We start from the raw sequence: 14,221 nt of genomic DNA, 5'->3' as shown, positions 1-14,221 counted from the left end.
GATTTTGAAATGGGAGGAGATGACATCATGAGCACGCTGGAACTTCCTTGCGACGGCAGCTGCCGTTGTGGGCAGGTGCGGTTGAAGATCAATGCCAAGCCCTTGCTGACCATGGCCTGCCATTGCACAGGCTGCCAGCGCATGACCGCCGGCCCCTATTCGCTGAGCGCCGCCATTCCCACGGAGGGTTTCGAGGTGACGGAAGGCGAGCCTGTCATCGGCGGCCTGCACGGCGATGTCATCCATCACTATTTCTGCCCGCATTGCATGAGCTGGCTGTTCACGAAGCTGGACGGCGTCGACTGGTTCGTCAATGTCCGCGCCACCATGCTTAACGACGTCAGCTGGTTTACGCCCTTCATGGAGACCTGGACGAGCGAAAAGCTGCCCTGGGTGACGACGCCGGCCAAGCACAGCTATGCAGCACTCCCGGCGATGGAGGAGTATGAGGGACTGATCGGGGAATATATGGGGCAGGGGTGATCAGCCGCCCCTGGTTCGTGTCAGAATTGTCTGTATTTCGCCAAAGGGAGGCCGTGTTTTTCGACGTAGGCGTTTGCTTCCGCAATCGCTTGCTCGTTTTCTTCAAGCCACAAACGTTCGCGTTCGACTCTGCTGTCGCGAGTCGTTTCATCTTTCGCAGAGCATGAGGGGTCGGGTTTCTTATCCCTCACTCGTCCCCCATCTTCAGCGCGGCGATAAACGCTTCCTGCGGGATTTCGACCTTGCCGAACTGCCGCATGCGCTTCTTGCCTTCTTTCTGCTTGTCGAGCAGCTTGCGCTTGCGGGTAGCGTCGCCGCCGTAGCACTTGGCCGTCACGTCCTTGCGCAGCGCCTTCACCGTCTCGCGCGCGATGATGCGCCCGCCGATGGCGGCCTGGATCGGGATCTGGAACATGTGCTGCGGGATCAGGTCCTTCAGCTTCTCGCACATGACGCGGCCGCGTTTTTCGGCGGCGGAGCGGTGCACGAGCATGGACAGCGCATCCACCGGCTCGGCATTGACGAGGATCGACATCTTGACGAGATCGCTCTCGCGATAGTCGGTCAGGCTGTAGTCGAAGGAGGCATAGCCCTTGGAGATCGACTTCAGGCGGTCGTAGAAGTCGAAGACGACTTCGTTGAGCGGCAGATCGTAGGTGATCATGGCGCGATTGCCGACATAGGTCAGCTCGGTCTGGACGCCGCGGCGGTCCTGGCAGAGCTTCAGGATCGAGCCGAGATAATCGTCCGGAGTCAGGATCGTCGCCTTGATCCACGGCTCGCGGAATTCGGAAATCTTGACGACGTCGGGCATGTCGGCCGGATTGTGCAGCTCGATTTCGGTGCCGTCGGTCATGGTCAGCTGATAGACGACGGAGGGAGCCGTCGCGATCAGGTCGAGATTGAATTCGCGCTCCAGGCGTTCCTGGATGATTTCCAGGTGCAGCAGGCCGAGGAAGCCGCAGCGGAAGCCGAAGCCGAGAGCGGCGGACGATTCCATTTCGAAGGAGAAGCTGGCGTCATTGAGGCGCAGCTTGCCCATGGCCGAGCGCAGGTCTTCGAAATCGGCGGCATCGACCGGGAAGAGGCCGCAGAACACGACGGGCTGAGCCGGCTTGAAGCCCGGCAGCGCCTGGGCGGTCGGGCGCTTGTCCTCGGTGATGGTATCGCCGACGCGGGTATCGGCCACTTCCTTGATCGAGGCGGTGATGAAGCCGATCTCGCCGGGGCCGAGGCTGTCGACGGCGACCATCTTCGGCGTGAGAACGCCGACACGCTCGATCTGGTACTTCGCGTCCGTGCCCATCATGCGGATGGTCTGGCCCTTGGTCAGCGTGCCGTCGATGATGCGCACGAGAACCATGACGCCGAGATAGGTGTCGTACCAGCTGTCGACCAGCAGCGCCTTCAGCGGTGCCTTTTCGCCGCCCGCGCTCTTCGGCGCCGGCAGCCTGTTGACGATGGCTTCCAGCACGTCGGGAATACCGAGGCCGGTCTTGGCCGAGATCAGCACGGCGTCGGAGGCGTCGATGCCGATCACTTCCTCGATCTGATCCTTGATGCGGTCGGGTTCGGCCGCCGGCAGATCGATCTTGTTGAGGACGGTGACGAGCTCGTGATTATTGTCGATCGCCTGATAGACGTTGGCAAGCGTCTGGGCTTCCACGCCCTGCGACGCGTCGACGACAAGCAGTGATCCCTCGCAGGCCGACAGCGAGCGCGAGACTTCATAGGCGAAGTCGACGTGTCCGGGCGTGTCGATCAGGTTGAGGATATAGGTCTCGCCATTGTTGGCCTTGTAGTGCAGGCGCACCGTCTGGGCCTTGATGGTGATGCCGCGTTCGCGCTCGATCTCCATATTGTCCAACACCTGCTCCGACATCTCGCGTTCGGCAAGGCCGCCCGTCGTCTGGATCAGGCGGTCGGCCAGCGTCGATTTGCCGTGGTCGATATGGGCCACGATCGAGAAGTTGCGGATATGCGAAAGCGGAGTGGTGGAATTGGTGCTCATGCGCGCCATATAGCAGCGCCGCCCCGCGCCGCAAAGCGGAAAAGCAAGGCTTTGGCGGCTATCTTCACGTTATGTTAGCCTTTTCCGGCCGGCCATCGATGAACGTCAACGCATACTTGATTCCATCATGTAATCGTGTATTTCTCATATAGTAGAATATCGGGATGCGAGGCACATAATGGCGGATGACGATCTGGAACTGGCGATCGGCGCGCGCATCAAGGAGTTGCGGATCGCCCGCGGCTTGACGCTGGATGAGCTCGCTAACGCCTCGGCCGTCAGCCGCGCGATGATCTCGCGCATCGAGCGCGCGGAGGCGAGCCCGACGGCCTCATTGCTGTCGCGGCTTTGCGCGGCGCTCGGCCTTTCGCTTTCCGCCTTTTTCGCCGAGGAGGACGAGGAGGTGTCGCCACTTGCCCGCCGCGATCAGCAGGCGATCTGGCGCGATCCGGGATCCGGCTATGTCAGACGCGCGGTGTCGCCACCGGCAACTGAATCGAAAATCGACGTCGTCGAAGTCATCTTCCCGGCTGGTGCGCGCGTCATCTTCCCGCCGAACACCGCAAGCCTCGGCATGACGCAGCATGTCTGGCTGTTCGAAGGCGAGATGGAGGTGACGCACCGCGATGTCACCCATCGTCTGATGCCTGGCGATTGTCTTTTCATGGGCGTCGGTGATGGCCACGCTTTCCATAATCCCGGCGAGGGTTCGGCGCGCTACAGCGTCATCCTCGATCGCGGCCGTTCGTAGCTATCCAAGGACCTTTTCATGCCCGACATTCTTCTTCTCTCCGCCACCGATGCTCGTGCCGCCCTGCCGGATCTTTGCGATGTGCTTGCCGATTGCGTCAATGGCGGCGCTTCCGTCGGTTTCATGCAGCCTTATGGGCCTGCCGATGCGGTGCCTTACTGGCAGAGTGTTGCTGAAAGCGTCGAAAGCGGCGCGACGCTGCTTCTGGTCGCTGTCATCGAGGGTAAGGTGGTCGGGACAGTGCAGGTGGGCGCAGCGCAGATGCCGAACCAGCCGCATCGCGGCGATCTGAAAAAGCTGCTGGTGCACAGGTCCGCCCGGGGGACGGGCCTTGCCCGTCTCCTGATGGAGGCGGCGGAGCGCGAAGCGATCAGCGTCGGCAAGACCTTGCTCGTACTCGATACCGCGACCGGCAGTGATGCGGAGGCGATCTATCCGCGTCTCGGCTGGCAACGCGTCGGCGTCGTGCCGGATTATGCCATGTGGCCGGAGGGCGGGTTTTGCGACACGACCTTCTTCTACAAGCGCATCGCCGCCTGAAGGGGACCGCTCAGGCAGAGAAGGCCGCAATGGCCTGCCTTAATGTCGAGCCCGATGTCCATTGCATCGCTTTCCAGCCGACTTGCCGCGCGGCCTCGATATTGACCTCCACGTCGTCGATGAAGCCGATTTCGCCGGCAGCAAGCCCCACTCGCTCCGTCGCCAGCCGGAAGAATTCGGCGGCGGGCTTCTGATGGCCGAAGGCGGCCGAATAGAAAATGCCGTCGAAGCGCGAGGAGAGCCCGAGTGTCTCCATCAGATAGGCGGCGCGCATATGCTCCTGGTTGGTCGCAAGGAACATCTTCGTTCCGCCGGCACGCAGTGTGGCGAGATCTTCGAGTAGGCCGTGATCAAGGCGAGAATCGTTTTCGAACCAATAATCGATCAGGGTTCGGGCGCTGAGATGGGGCGCGATTTCGCTGAGAACCTCCGCTAGCCTCGGTTCGAGCGCATCGCGGCCAATGACGATGTCAGGCCAATAGGTTTTGAAGAACGCCTCCTGAAGTACATCTAGCGGCAGGCCGAGATCGCGTTCCAGATGAGTGAAAAGCGGCAGCCCGTCGCTCGGCCGGCCGTGCACCAGGACGCCGTCGACATCGACCATCAGGAGTTTCATGCTGTGCCCTCGGTTCATCGGATGCAGGAAGGTGCGGTCGTTTGCAGCGACGTTCAAGACCGCATCCCGCCCTTTTTTCTCCGGCGCGATGCATGTAAGCCTTCGTGTCATCAGGATAACCAAGCCGATAACGGAGGAGGCGACGATGCGGGTCATTTACTCTGAGGATCATAAGCTCAGGGATGCCAAGACCGAGCTGCATGACGGCCAGCTCGTCACGCCCTTCGAAGCGCCTTTCCGCGCAGAGTGGATCCTTGCCGCCGTCAGGGAGGCCGGCTTTGCCGATGTCGTCGCTCCCGAAATCCATGGGCTGGAGACGGCGCGCAAGGTCCACGATCCGGCCTATCTCGATTTCCTCGGCATGGTCTGGGAACGCTGGGTCGCCGCCGGGTACAAGGGCGAGGCCATCGCCAATTCCTTTCCCGTCCGGCGCACCAGCCAGCGCGTGCCTGACAATATCGTCGGCATGATCGGCCATTATGCCAACGCCGCCGATACCTCGATCACCAAGGGGTCCTATGAGGCGGCGCTCGCCTCCATGCGCTGTGCTCTGACGGGGGCCGACTGGCTCCACGCCGGTAATCGTTTCGCTTTCGCGCTTTGCCGTCCGCCCGGCCATCACGCAGGCTTCGATCTCTTCGGCGGCTATTGCTTCATCAACAATGCCGGCGTTGCCGCACAGCGCCTGCGCGATCATGGCGCGGCGAGGGTTGCCGTGCTCGATGTCGATTTCCATCACGGCAACGGCACACAGGACATATTCTACAGGCGGGGCGATGTCTTCACCGCCTCGCTGCATGGCGATCCCATCCATGCCTTTCCCTATTTCCTCGGCCATGCCGACGAAGAGGGTGAGGGCGATGGACTTGGGACCAACCGCAATTACCCCATGCCGCGCGGCACGCCTTGGGAGATCTGGTCGGCAGCGCTCGACGATGCGCTTTCCCGCATCAAGGCGTTCGGTGCGGAGGCGATCGTGCTCTCGCTCGGCGTCGACACGTTCGAGCGCGACCCGATCTCCTTCTTCAAACTGACCTCGCAGGATTTCATTCGCATGGGCGAGCGCGTCGCCGCCGCGGGACTGCCTGTTCTCGTCTGCATGGAGGGCGGTTACGGCGTGCCCGAGATCGGCCTCAACGTCGCCAATGTGCTGAAAGGCCTCGAAGCCTGAGACGGTCTTGCATCAAAACGCCTGATCGCAGCATGAAAAGTTTGAATTTGCCAGCAAACGGCCGGGCTTCTACAAACGCCGCCTGATTGGGGGAGGTCATGGACCAGAAGCTTGTCGAAAGCGGATCGGATGGCGGCGCGGCGCTGATGCCGCATCCGGATGTTGCGCCATCAACCGGCAGCATTGCCGCCGGCGTGCTGATGTGCGTCATGTCGATGGCGTCAATCCAGTTCGGCTCGGCCCTGTCCTCCCCGATCATCAATGCCTATGGGCCGGTCGGCGCGACATGGCTGCGGCTCGTCTTCGCGTCGGCCGCACTGGCGATCATCGTCCGTCCAAAGATCATGAGCTACAGCCGCTCGCAATGGCTCGGCGTACTGGCGCTCGGCACCGTCTCGGCGCTGATGACGACCTCCTTCTTTTCGGCGATTTCGCGCATTCCGTTGGGTCTTGCCGTCGCCATCGAATTTCTCGGGCCTTTGCTGGTCGCAACCCTCGGCTTCGGGTTCAGCCGTCAGCTTCTCTGGCCGGTCTTTGCCGCCATCGGCGTCCTGCTGTTGGCCTATGATGGCGAGGAGTGGGTCGGCAATCTCCCCGGCATCCTCTTTGCCATCGGCGCGGGGGCAGGGTGGGCCTGCTATATCCTGCTGACGAAGAAGGTCGGCAATGCCTTTCAGGGTCTCGAAGGACTTTCCATGTCGCTGCTGGTTGCAGCGGTCGTCTCCACGCCCTTCGGCTATGCCTCCGCTGTTCCCAACCTGACGGCTTTCGGTCTCCTCGAAATAGCCGGACTGGCGCTGCTCGTTCCGCTCCTTCCTTATGTGCTGGAAATGGTGGCGCTCCGGCGCATGCCGACCTCATCCTTCGGCATTCTCATGAGTCTCGAACCCGCCATCGGCGCCTTCGCCGGCTTTATCATCCTGTCGCAACCGATGACGCCATCGCAGATGTTCGGGACGGCGCTTGTGGTGTCTGCCAGCATCGGGGCGACGGTGTTCGCTACGAAGGGTTGATTGGCGGCTGGAGGGGTGTCGTCTAGCACCCTGTTTTGAGTTTGCTGGGCATGCGTGCACCCCATGAGCGCAAAACCGAGATGATCGCCCATCAACCCTGCCGAGCCTGACCATTCGCTGCGCACTTCGGATCGATCATATCCTCTGCCGACCCGCGGGCTTTGTTTTCTCCCATGATTCTCGCCAGAATATAGAAGCCATGCTCGCCGTCCGGCAATGTCGAGCCGAAGACGCCGACCACGACGTTTTCCATATTGGAGCGGGCTCCATCCACGCCGTCCGCGACAAGTTTCAGCGGGTTCAAGTTCGAAAGGTCGTCGGTCGCCTGGAATGTCGCCCACCAGCCGGCCTTGGTCTTCAAGCTGGTAAACCCGACGCTGCCGATCTCTGTGGCATGGGCCTTCAACAGAGCGCGAAAGCGGGGCGTCTCGCATCCCATGTGAATATGCAGCCGGTCCTGAGTGCGCCAATTGGCGGCATTTATCGCCAGTGCGAAATTCCGCGGCGAATCCTTCCAGGCGGGCAATCCAAGTCCGTCGGCTCGCTCTTTCCACGCCGCATCGAAATAATTCGGGGCGCCCGCCGCAAGAAGGCGGGGGTCCTCGATCCCTGGCACATCGGCGAGCGGCGCAAGAATGGTTCGCTCCTTGTCGGCCGGCTCGCGAAGAACGGCGTAGGAAGATAGCGGACCTTCCGCACGGACGACTTTGAGGCACGGATAGGGCGACCCCGTCAGGGCAGAGTTGACCTCGCAGGCTCTAACGACCAGCCCCAAAGCAGAGCGGCTGGCGAATGAGCTCATGACGACGACGGCGATAACGAGGGAAACAGAGAGAACGACGAGCCGGTGCTTCATGTGCGATGTCGATTTCCTACTGGGGAGCAAATCATTCCCGAAACCTGCCTTTCATGACACCTTACCCTATCGCGCACATTGATATTTCCAGAAGTGCCGGCTGGCAAAACAGAAAATGTTGAACTTGTAATCGCGAATGGACCGCCTGCGGCGCAGCTTGCCGTGACGATGGCACAGAGGTCGGCAGCATCGGGCCGCGCGAGGTGCTCTAAACGGTCTTCCTCGCGGGATCATCCAGTGCCGGATTGTAGAAGAGCGAGAGCGTCAAGCTCTTGGCGATGCGTTCGGCGGTTGCCATGAACCAGTCCTTTGCTTCCGCCGACGGTGCGATATCGGCAAGCGTCTGCGAGAAAAGCGCCAGCCATTCCGGAAAAAGCTCAGCCGCCATGCCTTCGACGCCGAGATGCGCCTGAACCGGCTTGCCGCCATAGGCACCGTTCTTGAAGGCGACCGACGACCAGAAGCGCTTCATCTTTTCCATATGGTCCGGCCAGCGCCCGGCGAGACGTCCATCGAATACCGGCCCTAACCGGGAATGCGCCTGAACGCGCCCATAGAATGTATCGACCAGCCTGTCGATGAAGGCGGCATCGATGCCCATGCGAGCCATCTCCACCTCGGCCTTTTCGCGGATGCCGGCAAGATGCGCGGCGCGAGCCTGTAGTTCCTGTTCCATCATCGTCTCTAGGTGCGCCGACGGAATATCGCGGCGACCAGCTTTCGCTCCCCTATGTATGCAATTCGCTGTCATAACCAAGCCGTCATGCAAGCGTTGCGGCATTCTGTCAAAATCATCTCACGATTTGCCACCGATTTTTGCCGCAGGCCGCGAATTCTCCGACACGATTTACGCCTCTCATGGCGCCTCCGCGCTTGACCCGCGCCGTCACCCAATTTAGATTTAGAATAATTCTAAATTTATGGGGTTGCTCCGATGCTGTTAGGCTTATTCCGCCCGTCGAAACGTTCCTTCACCTCTCTGTCCGAGCAGGAGATCCTCGCCATCGCCATCGCCGCCGAAGAGGATGATTCGCGCATCTATCTCGCCTATGCCGATATTCTGCGTCCCAATTTTCCCGAGTCGGCCAAGGTCTTCGAGGATATGGCCGAGGTCGAGGATACCCATCGCAAGACATTGATCGACATGCATCGCCAGCGTTTCGGCGAGCGTATCCCGCTCATCCGGCGCGAGCATGTTCGAGGATTTTACGAGCGCAAGCCGGATTGGCTGCGCAAGAACCTCTCGCTCGATGCCATGCGCGATGAAGCCGAGGCGATGGAGCAGCAGGCCTATCATTTCTATGTCGAAGCCGCCAAGCAGGTTTCCGATGCCTCGACGCGGCAGCTTCTCGGCGACCTGGCGCTGGCCGAGCAGGGCCATGAAGACGTTGCCCGCATGCTTGGAGACAAGCATACGCCGGAGACGGTCAAACAAGAGGAAGACGCGCAGGCGCGCCGCCAGTTCGTGCTGACCTATGTGCAGCCGGGCCTTGCCGGCCTCATGGATGGCTCCGTTTCGACCTTGGCGCCGATCTTTGCCGCCGCCTTCGCCACGCAGCAGACATGGCAGACCTTTCTCGTCGGTCTTTCGGCGTCCGTCGGTGCCGGCATCTCCATGGGTTTCACCGAGGCGGCGCATGACGACGGCAAGATCTCCGGCCGCGGCTCGCCGATCAAGCGTGGCCTTGCCTGCGGCATCATGACCGCGCTTGGCGGTCTCGGCCATGCGCTTCCCTATCTCATCCCGCATTTCTGGACCGCGACGATCACGGCTGCCGTCGTCGTCTTCTTCGAGCTTTGGGCCATCGCCTTCATCCAGAACAGATATATGGAGACGCCGTTCCTGCGCGCGGCCTTCCAGGTCGTGCTTGGCGGCTCGCTCGTGCTCGGCGCCGGCATTCTGATCGGAAATGGGTGAGGCATGGGCGATGTTTTGTCTCCCGGGTAGGGAGAAGATAGTCCATCATCACGAAATGTTAAAATCCGGAACGCCTTCCGCCGCCGCCGGTTAGCAACACGAGGCCGCTCTTGGCCTCGTCTGCAAACCAAAGGAGATGATCCAATGGCAAACCAAGGTGGAACCCACGAGCAGCATGTGAAGGCTGGCCAGCAGAGCCACAAGCGCATGGACAACGACAACACCAGGAATGCTTCGTCCACCAGCTCCCGCGAGCAGCACTCTGGCGGCTCCCGGGGCGGCACCCACGAGCAACACGTCAAAGCGGGCCAGCAGAGCCATAAGAACAATTGACGTTCGTGGTGACGACCAATTCGTCCTTATCGCAGAGTAAGGAGCGTTCTTGCCACATGATGAAAAGCGAAAGGCCGGTCCGATGGGCCGGCCTTCCTGCATGACGAAAATTGCTTTTGCGCTTATTTGACGGCGCCGACCAGAACGTCGTTGCCATTCTCGATGGTAACCCAGCGCCCGGCATTGAAGCTCGCTTGACGCTTCAGGTAGGAATAGGGGGTCTTGTTCCAGACCTTGATCTGGTCCTCAAGGTTGTCGAGGATATAATCGCCCTGCTTGGTACGCAACGTCAGCACCGCATGGCCCTCGCCATCCGGCTTGCGCACCACTGTCATCAGCAGGTTCGAGGCGGAAATGCCGCTCTGGATCAGGAGCTTGCGCTTCAGCAAGGCAAAATCCTCGCAATCGCCGGCGGTCTTCGGATATTCCCAATATTCTTCCTGGCCGTAGACTTCCATGTCCGTTGCCGGCTGGACGGTCTTGTTGACGCGGAGGTTGATCTGGGTGACCAGAGCCCAGGCGGCGGCGTTCATGTCGGCGGGGCCGGCATTGCGGGTCGGGCCGCATTCGTCGGTATGCCTCTGGCAGAAATCGTAGTGCCCGATCGGCTGGGAGGTCACGTTGCCAACCGTCATCGAAACGCTCTGCTGAGGCGCCGGCACCGCCGACGACGACATCGCAACTATAGCAGCGAAGGCAATCAATACGCCCTTAATACGCACGCCCACTGTCCTTGTATCGTCCCTGCATTTGTTAACAAATTGTTAATGTAGGGGGGCGTGGGAAGTCAATCGTTACTTAAGTGTTAACGGCGGAACCGGCTCACATGGTTAATTTCGGCACAATCCAGAGGATAGTTGCCACAATTCCATGCCTCTTATGATTTTGGGCGCGTGCGCGGAAATAGCCCCGGCAGCGAGGCGCGCCTGCGGCAATTCGCTCGTATCTACTTGTTATTATGGCGTATTATGCAGAGCCAATGCCTCGGCGACATCAAGCATGCGCTCCAGATCCTGGGGACGCGACAGGCGATGGTCGCCATCGCGCACAAGCGTTAACACCACATCGTCTGCCGGCAGGTGCTCGACGAGCTTTAACGAATGCGCGAAGGGAACGTCGGCATCCTGCATGCCCTGCAATATGTGCACCGGGCAGCCGGTCTCGACGATGCCGGTCAGCACGCGATTGGCGCGGCCGTCCTCGATAAGGGCGCGGGTGAAGATGTTCGGCTCGGGGCTGTATTCCGAAGGCTCCTCGAAATAGCCGCGTTCCTCCAGCGATTGCCGTTCGACATCGGAAAGATTGGGTTCGATGAGATCGACGGTAAAGTCGGGGGCGGGCGCGATCAGCACAAGGCCCGCAACGGGAACCGCCTTTTTCCGTTTGCGCAATTCCTGGATGACCCGGAGCGCGATCCAGCCGCCCATCGACGAACCGACAAGAACGATCTTCTTCGGCTTGGTATGGTCGATGACGGCAAGCGCCTCTTCCAGCCAGCGCGAAATCGTGCCGTTGGTGAACTTGCCGCCGGATTGGCCATGGCCGGAATAGTCGAAGCGGATGCAGCCGAGCCCGAGCCGCGCCGCCAGCGCATCCAGCTCCACCGCCTTGGCGCCGCTCATGTCGGATCGATAGCCGGACAGCCAGACGAAGCTGACGTTCCTGGCGCCCTTGCCGGCACCGCGTTGGACGACGGCGATCTGGCGCTCGTTCTCGCCCGTGCCGACGGGAAGGAAGGTCGGTTGAATGGCTGTGGCTGTCTCGGACATGAAAAGCTCCCGGATTTTCTGCCCTATAGAACAGATTCGCGTTTGCGTGACCCGAAAAATCCTCGATCTTTGCGCAAGGGTTTCTATATTATCCGGGAGCGATACTGTGTCCTTGGCGCATCTTGGGCCGCGCGACATTCTATTGACATGCAGGAGGTGCTTTTTTCCTGCTGTCATGCTATTGACTTCAACACAGCTTTTACGACATTTCCGTCAGTTGCGCCGACGGGGAGCGAGAGGCTGCAGCTATCCGAAACAATTCGTGGAGAATACGACCATTCGCAGACCCTTTAAAACCGATGCGCCCGTAAAGGACGGGCCACGTTCCAACAGGGAAATCCGCATTCCCAAAGTTCAGCTCATTGCAGCTGACGGCGCGAATATGGGTATCGTCGCGACGGACCAGGCATTGAGAATGGCAGAGGAGGCCGGTCTCGATCTGGTAGAGATTTCCCCCAATGCTGAACCGCCTGTGTGCAAGATCCTCGACCTGGGCAAGCTGAAATACGCGAACCAGAAGAAGGCTGCCGAGGCGCGCAAGAAGCAGAAGATCGTCGAAGTCAAAGAAATCAAGATGCGCCCGAACATCGACACCCATGATTATGAGGTGAAGATGAAGGCGATCGGCCGTTTCTTCGAAGAAGGCGACAAGGTGAAGGTGACCTTGAAGTTCCGTGGCCGCGAAATGGCTCACCAGGAACTCGGCATGAAGCTTCTTCAGCAAGTCAAGGAAGACACGCTCGAGATTGCCAAGGTGGAAGCCGAGCCCAAGCTCGAAGGCCGCCAGATGATGATGGTGCTTGCGCCGAAGTGAGGCGCAGGTCGGAGTAAGAGGTCGGAGCCGTCCATTGGGCGGCTTTTTCCTTTTTCGGTCTGGTTGCGCATTGTCATCGATCTGAAAAGATTCACGCGCTCGGCCCGTTGCACTTCAAGGCAAGTGCGGTTATAAGCGCGCGTCCGAACTGACCGGCAGGGCATGCCGTGGCAGTTCAGAATGCTGGCGGAGCGGTTCGTCACCGTATCCGCAGTTCAACAACAAACGCTCCGGCACCTTGTTGCAGCCCGGCCTGTCCGGATCTGTGGGAAGGGCTTTTAAACAAAGCGCGCCAGGAAGCATCGAAGGAGTAGCAAAATGCCCAAGATGAAGACGAAGTCCTCTGCCAAGAAGCGGTTCAAGATCACCGCATCCGGCAAGGTCAAGGCAGCCGCTGCTGGCAAGCGCCACGGCATGATCAAGCGTAGCAACAAGTTCATTCGCGATGCCCGCGGCACCATGGTTCTCGCAGAACCGGATGGCCGTAAGGTTATCAAGAACTACTTGCCGAACGGTCTCTAAGACTATTCGTAACGCTATAGACTAAGGAGATCATGATATGGCACGCGTAAAAAGAGGCGTTACCGCCCACGCCAAGCACAAGAAGGTTCTGAAGGCAGCCAAGGGCTTCTACGGCCGCCGCAAGAACACCATCCGTACCGCCAAGGCCGCCGTCGACCGTTCCAAGCAGTACGCTTACCGCGACCGCAAGGTCAACAAGCGCAACTTCCGCGCCCTCTGGATCCAGCGCATCAACGCTGCCGTCCGTGAACATGGCCTGACCTACGGCCGCTTCATCGACGGCCTGACGAAGGCTGGCATCGAAGTCGACCGCAAGGTCCTCTCCGACATGGCGATCCATGAGCCGGAAGCCTTCGGTGCACTCGTAGTAGCCTCCAAGAAGGCTCTCGAATACCTTAAGGAAGCAGGCACGAAGAACGAGTTCGAGGCTACTGTCGGCTAAGGCCCGCCTTCGAGACATTTTTGTGTCAAATTTGTGAAACCCGCGCTTGTGTAACCAGCGCGGGTTTTGTATTTTTCAGAATACAATCGATTTGCAATGATCACCTTGGGGCTTCCCGGTATCGGGGCAGGTGAAGTTGTTGACCAGACAACGAAATTAAATTCCATACCCAATCTCAATGGCAAGGATATCGAGACCTTGCTGACCGTGCTGGTGAACGGATCGAGGCGGGTCGAACGCGTTTCTCTCTCGTCATGCGGAGCGTGGATCAAGCGATACGGCACGGAAAAGCCGTCGACTTGGCGCCATTTGCAGGCCATGTTTTCGCGCATCGTCCCGATCGCTTTCCTGCGTCCTTGCGCCTATTTGTCTCCACGGCAAATGGCGGAGCGGGAAAGGCGGCGCATCGTCCTGTTCAAGGAGCGAGGTATTGCCGTTCCGGACGTTCTTTATGCCTCGAATGGCGCGATCGTGCTTGCCGACGCAGGCATGACGGTGCAGCAGCGCCTATGGCAATTGAGGGATGGCGATCCCGCCGCCCATGATGATCTCATGGTCGTCTGCGCCGCGGAGCTTGGCCGGCTGCATGCCAAAGGCCTTTGCCACGGCCGGCCCTATCCGCGTGACATGTTCTTCGTCGGCGACCGGCTCGGCTTCATGGATTTCGAGGAAGACCCGCAGACTGTCATGCCGCTCGAGGTGGCGCAGGCCCGTGACGTCTGGCTGCTCTTTCTGCAGATCGCCACCGGCGCCCGCTTTGGCCTGCAAACGCAGAACAGGGCCTATGAAGCCTGGTTCGAGCACGCGCCGGCGGCCGCGCGTGTCGAGCTTCAGCGCATGATTCGCTTTCTTGGCGGTTTTTTGTTCCTTGCCCGGTTGATTGGCCGCGTGCACATGGGTAGTGATCTCCAGCGCTTCATCGTTGCCACAAGCTTTCTGATGCATGCGTTCACCAATTATTCCGTGGACTGAGTGCCCGATG

General features: G+C 60.0%; 18 protein-coding genes. 11 read left to right on the top strand and 7 right to left on the bottom strand.

Going from position 1 to position 14,221, the window contains the following annotated elements; all coding sequences use genetic code 11:
* Positions 1-27 precede the first annotated feature (27 nt).
* Positions 28-483: a GFA family protein gene (locus tag HGP12_RS24280; protein ID WP_168841356.1), complete on the top strand. Its 456-nt coding sequence runs from the start codon at positions 28-30 to the stop codon at positions 481-483.
* A 20-nt stretch (positions 484-503) separates the two neighbouring features.
* Here HGP12_RS24280 and HGP12_RS34690 read toward each other — a convergent pair whose 3' ends face one another.
* Both HGP12_RS34690 and lepA read right to left on the bottom strand, forming a co-directional pair.
* A complete protein-coding gene (locus HGP12_RS34690; protein ID WP_168841355.1) occupies positions 504-674 on the bottom strand; it encodes a type II toxin-antitoxin system CcdA family antitoxin in 171 nt (56 codons plus the stop codon).
* Positions 671-2,503, bottom strand: coding sequence for a translation elongation factor 4 (lepA, locus tag HGP12_RS24270; RefSeq protein ID WP_168841354.1), 1,833 nt, complete (start codon positions 2,501-2,503; stop codon positions 671-673). The genes HGP12_RS34690 and lepA overlap by 4 nt, the downstream gene beginning before the upstream one ends.
* Positions 2,504-2,672: 169 nt before the next feature.
* On the opposite strand from lepA, the gene HGP12_RS24265 reads away from it, so the two are divergent.
* Positions 2,673-3,245, top strand: a complete 573-nt coding sequence (locus HGP12_RS24265) for a helix-turn-helix domain-containing protein (protein ID WP_168841353.1) — start codon at positions 2,673-2,675, stop codon at positions 3,243-3,245.
* Between the two features lie 18 nt (positions 3,246-3,263).
* Positions 3,264-3,785, top strand: coding sequence for a GNAT family N-acetyltransferase (locus HGP12_RS24260; RefSeq protein WP_168841352.1), 522 nt, complete (start codon positions 3,264-3,266; stop codon positions 3,783-3,785).
* A 10-nt stretch (positions 3,786-3,795) separates the two neighbouring features.
* On the opposite strand, the gene HGP12_RS24255 is transcribed toward HGP12_RS24260, so the two are convergent.
* Positions 3,796-4,401: an HAD-IA family hydrolase gene (locus tag HGP12_RS24255; RefSeq protein ID WP_168841449.1), complete on the bottom strand. Its 606-nt coding sequence runs from the start codon at positions 4,399-4,401 to the stop codon at positions 3,796-3,798.
* Between the two features lie 145 nt (positions 4,402-4,546).
* Here HGP12_RS24255 and HGP12_RS24250 point away from each other — a divergent pair, with 145 nt between their 5' ends.
* Together HGP12_RS24250 and HGP12_RS24245 are read left to right on the top strand one after the other, a co-directional pair.
* Positions 4,547-5,572 carry a histone deacetylase family protein gene (locus tag HGP12_RS24250; protein ID WP_168841351.1) on the top strand — a complete coding sequence of 342 codons (1,026 nt, stop codon included), beginning with the start codon at positions 4,547-4,549 and terminating at the stop codon, positions 5,570-5,572.
* Positions 5,573-5,670: 98 nt separating this feature from the next.
* On the top strand, positions 5,671-6,585 hold the full coding sequence (locus HGP12_RS24245; protein ID WP_205926607.1) for an EamA family transporter: 915 nt from the start codon (positions 5,671-5,673) through the stop codon (positions 6,583-6,585).
* Between the two features lie 91 nt (positions 6,586-6,676).
* On the opposite strand, the gene HGP12_RS24240 is transcribed toward HGP12_RS24245, so the two are convergent.
* Both HGP12_RS24240 and HGP12_RS24235 read right to left on the bottom strand, forming a co-directional pair.
* Positions 6,677-7,441, bottom strand: a complete 765-nt coding sequence (locus HGP12_RS24240; RefSeq protein ID WP_168841350.1) for a CDP-diacylglycerol diphosphatase — start codon at positions 7,439-7,441, stop codon at positions 6,677-6,679.
* A 208-nt stretch (positions 7,442-7,649) separates the two neighbouring features.
* Positions 7,650-8,117, bottom strand: a complete 468-nt coding sequence (locus tag HGP12_RS24235; RefSeq protein WP_168841349.1) for a group III truncated hemoglobin — start codon at positions 8,115-8,117, stop codon at positions 7,650-7,652.
* A gap of 258 nt (positions 8,118-8,375) precedes the next feature.
* Here HGP12_RS24235 and mbfA point away from each other — a divergent pair, with 258 nt between their 5' ends.
* Both mbfA and HGP12_RS24225 read left to right on the top strand, forming a co-directional pair.
* Positions 8,376-9,359 (top strand): iron exporter MbfA, encoded by a 984-nt coding sequence (gene mbfA, locus HGP12_RS24230; protein ID WP_168841348.1) that lies wholly within the window; start codon positions 8,376-8,378, stop codon positions 9,357-9,359.
* A gap of 144 nt (positions 9,360-9,503) precedes the next feature.
* A complete protein-coding gene (locus HGP12_RS24225; protein ID WP_168841347.1) occupies positions 9,504-9,692 on the top strand; it encodes a hypothetical protein in 189 nt (62 codons plus the stop codon).
* A 122-nt stretch (positions 9,693-9,814) separates the two neighbouring features.
* Here HGP12_RS24225 and HGP12_RS24220 read toward each other — a convergent pair whose 3' ends face one another.
* Positions 9,815-10,414: a transglutaminase-like cysteine peptidase gene (locus tag HGP12_RS24220; protein ID WP_168841346.1), complete on the bottom strand. Its 600-nt coding sequence runs from the start codon at positions 10,412-10,414 to the stop codon at positions 9,815-9,817.
* A 234-nt stretch (positions 10,415-10,648) separates the two neighbouring features.
* Positions 10,649-11,461, bottom strand: a complete 813-nt coding sequence (locus HGP12_RS24215; RefSeq protein ID WP_168841345.1) for an alpha/beta hydrolase — start codon at positions 11,459-11,461, stop codon at positions 10,649-10,651.
* A 277-nt stretch (positions 11,462-11,738) separates the two neighbouring features.
* Between HGP12_RS24215 and infC the strand changes: the two genes are divergently transcribed.
* The 4 genes from infC (at position 11,739) to HGP12_RS24195 (ending at position 14,211) form a co-directional block, all read left to right on the top strand.
* Positions 11,739-12,275 carry a translation initiation factor IF-3 gene (gene infC, locus HGP12_RS24210; RefSeq protein WP_184363066.1) on the top strand — a complete coding sequence of 179 codons (537 nt, stop codon included), beginning with the start codon at positions 11,739-11,741 and terminating at the stop codon, positions 12,273-12,275.
* A gap of 318 nt (positions 12,276-12,593) precedes the next feature.
* Complete coding sequence (gene rpmI, locus HGP12_RS24205) at positions 12,594-12,797, top strand: 50S ribosomal protein L35 (protein WP_012759782.1); 204 nt, start codon at positions 12,594-12,596, stop codon at positions 12,795-12,797.
* A 37-nt stretch (positions 12,798-12,834) separates the two neighbouring features.
* A complete protein-coding gene (gene rplT, locus HGP12_RS24200) occupies positions 12,835-13,239 on the top strand; it encodes a 50S ribosomal protein L20 (RefSeq protein ID WP_168841344.1) in 405 nt (134 codons plus the stop codon).
* 96 nt (positions 13,240-13,335) lie between these two features.
* Positions 13,336-14,211 carry a serine/threonine protein phosphatase gene (locus tag HGP12_RS24195; RefSeq protein WP_205926605.1) on the top strand — a complete coding sequence of 292 codons (876 nt, stop codon included), beginning with the start codon at positions 13,336-13,338 and terminating at the stop codon, positions 14,209-14,211.
* The last annotated feature ends 10 nt before the right edge of the window (positions 14,212-14,221 follow it).

It is taken from the genome of Rhizobium sp. P28RR-XV (assembly GCF_012641385.1).
Lineage (GTDB): Bacteria > Pseudomonadota > Alphaproteobacteria > Rhizobiales > Rhizobiaceae > Rhizobium.
This window is presented reverse-complemented; position numbering and strand designations above follow the sequence as displayed.

What these genes read in the sequence shown, in the direction of transcription:
- HGP12_RS24255 (WP_168841449.1), bottom strand. Translation starts at nt 4,401, where the DNA reads ATGAAACTCCTGATGGTCGATGTCGACGGCGTCCTGGTGCACGGCCGG.
- HGP12_RS24240 (WP_168841350.1), bottom strand. Translation starts at nt 7,441, where the DNA reads ATGAAGCACCGGCTCGTCGTTCTCTCTGTTTCCCTCGTTATCGCCGTC.
- rpmI (WP_012759782.1), top strand. Translation starts at nt 12,594, where the DNA reads ATGCCCAAGATGAAGACGAAGTCCTCTGCCAAGAAGCGGTTCAAGATC.
- mbfA (WP_168841348.1), top strand. Translation starts at nt 8,376, where the DNA reads ATGCTGTTAGGCTTATTCCGCCCGTCGAAACGTTCCTTCACCTCTCTG.
- HGP12_RS24225 (WP_168841347.1), top strand. Translation starts at nt 9,504, where the DNA reads ATGGCAAACCAAGGTGGAACCCACGAGCAGCATGTGAAGGCTGGCCAG.
- HGP12_RS24235 (WP_168841349.1), bottom strand. Translation starts at nt 8,117, where the DNA reads ATGGAACAGGAACTACAGGCTCGCGCCGCGCATCTTGCCGGCATCCGC.
- HGP12_RS24265 (WP_168841353.1), top strand. Translation starts at nt 2,673, where the DNA reads ATGGCGGATGACGATCTGGAACTGGCGATCGGCGCGCGCATCAAGGAG.
- HGP12_RS24280 (WP_168841356.1), top strand. Translation starts at nt 28, where the DNA reads ATGAGCACGCTGGAACTTCCTTGCGACGGCAGCTGCCGTTGTGGGCAG.
- HGP12_RS24215 (WP_168841345.1), bottom strand. Translation starts at nt 11,461, where the DNA reads ATGTCCGAGACAGCCACAGCCATTCAACCGACCTTCCTTCCCGTCGGC.
- HGP12_RS24195 (WP_205926605.1), top strand. Translation starts at nt 13,336, where the DNA reads ATGATCACCTTGGGGCTTCCCGGTATCGGGGCAGGTGAAGTTGTTGAC.
- HGP12_RS24245 (WP_205926607.1), top strand. Translation starts at nt 5,671, where the DNA reads ATGGACCAGAAGCTTGTCGAAAGCGGATCGGATGGCGGCGCGGCGCTG.
- HGP12_RS24250 (WP_168841351.1), top strand. Translation starts at nt 4,547, where the DNA reads ATGCGGGTCATTTACTCTGAGGATCATAAGCTCAGGGATGCCAAGACC.
- lepA (WP_168841354.1), bottom strand. Translation starts at nt 2,503, where the DNA reads ATGGCGCGCATGAGCACCAATTCCACCACTCCGCTTTCGCATATCCGC.
- HGP12_RS24260 (WP_168841352.1), top strand. Translation starts at nt 3,264, where the DNA reads ATGCCCGACATTCTTCTTCTCTCCGCCACCGATGCTCGTGCCGCCCTG.
- rplT (WP_168841344.1), top strand. Translation starts at nt 12,835, where the DNA reads ATGGCACGCGTAAAAAGAGGCGTTACCGCCCACGCCAAGCACAAGAAG.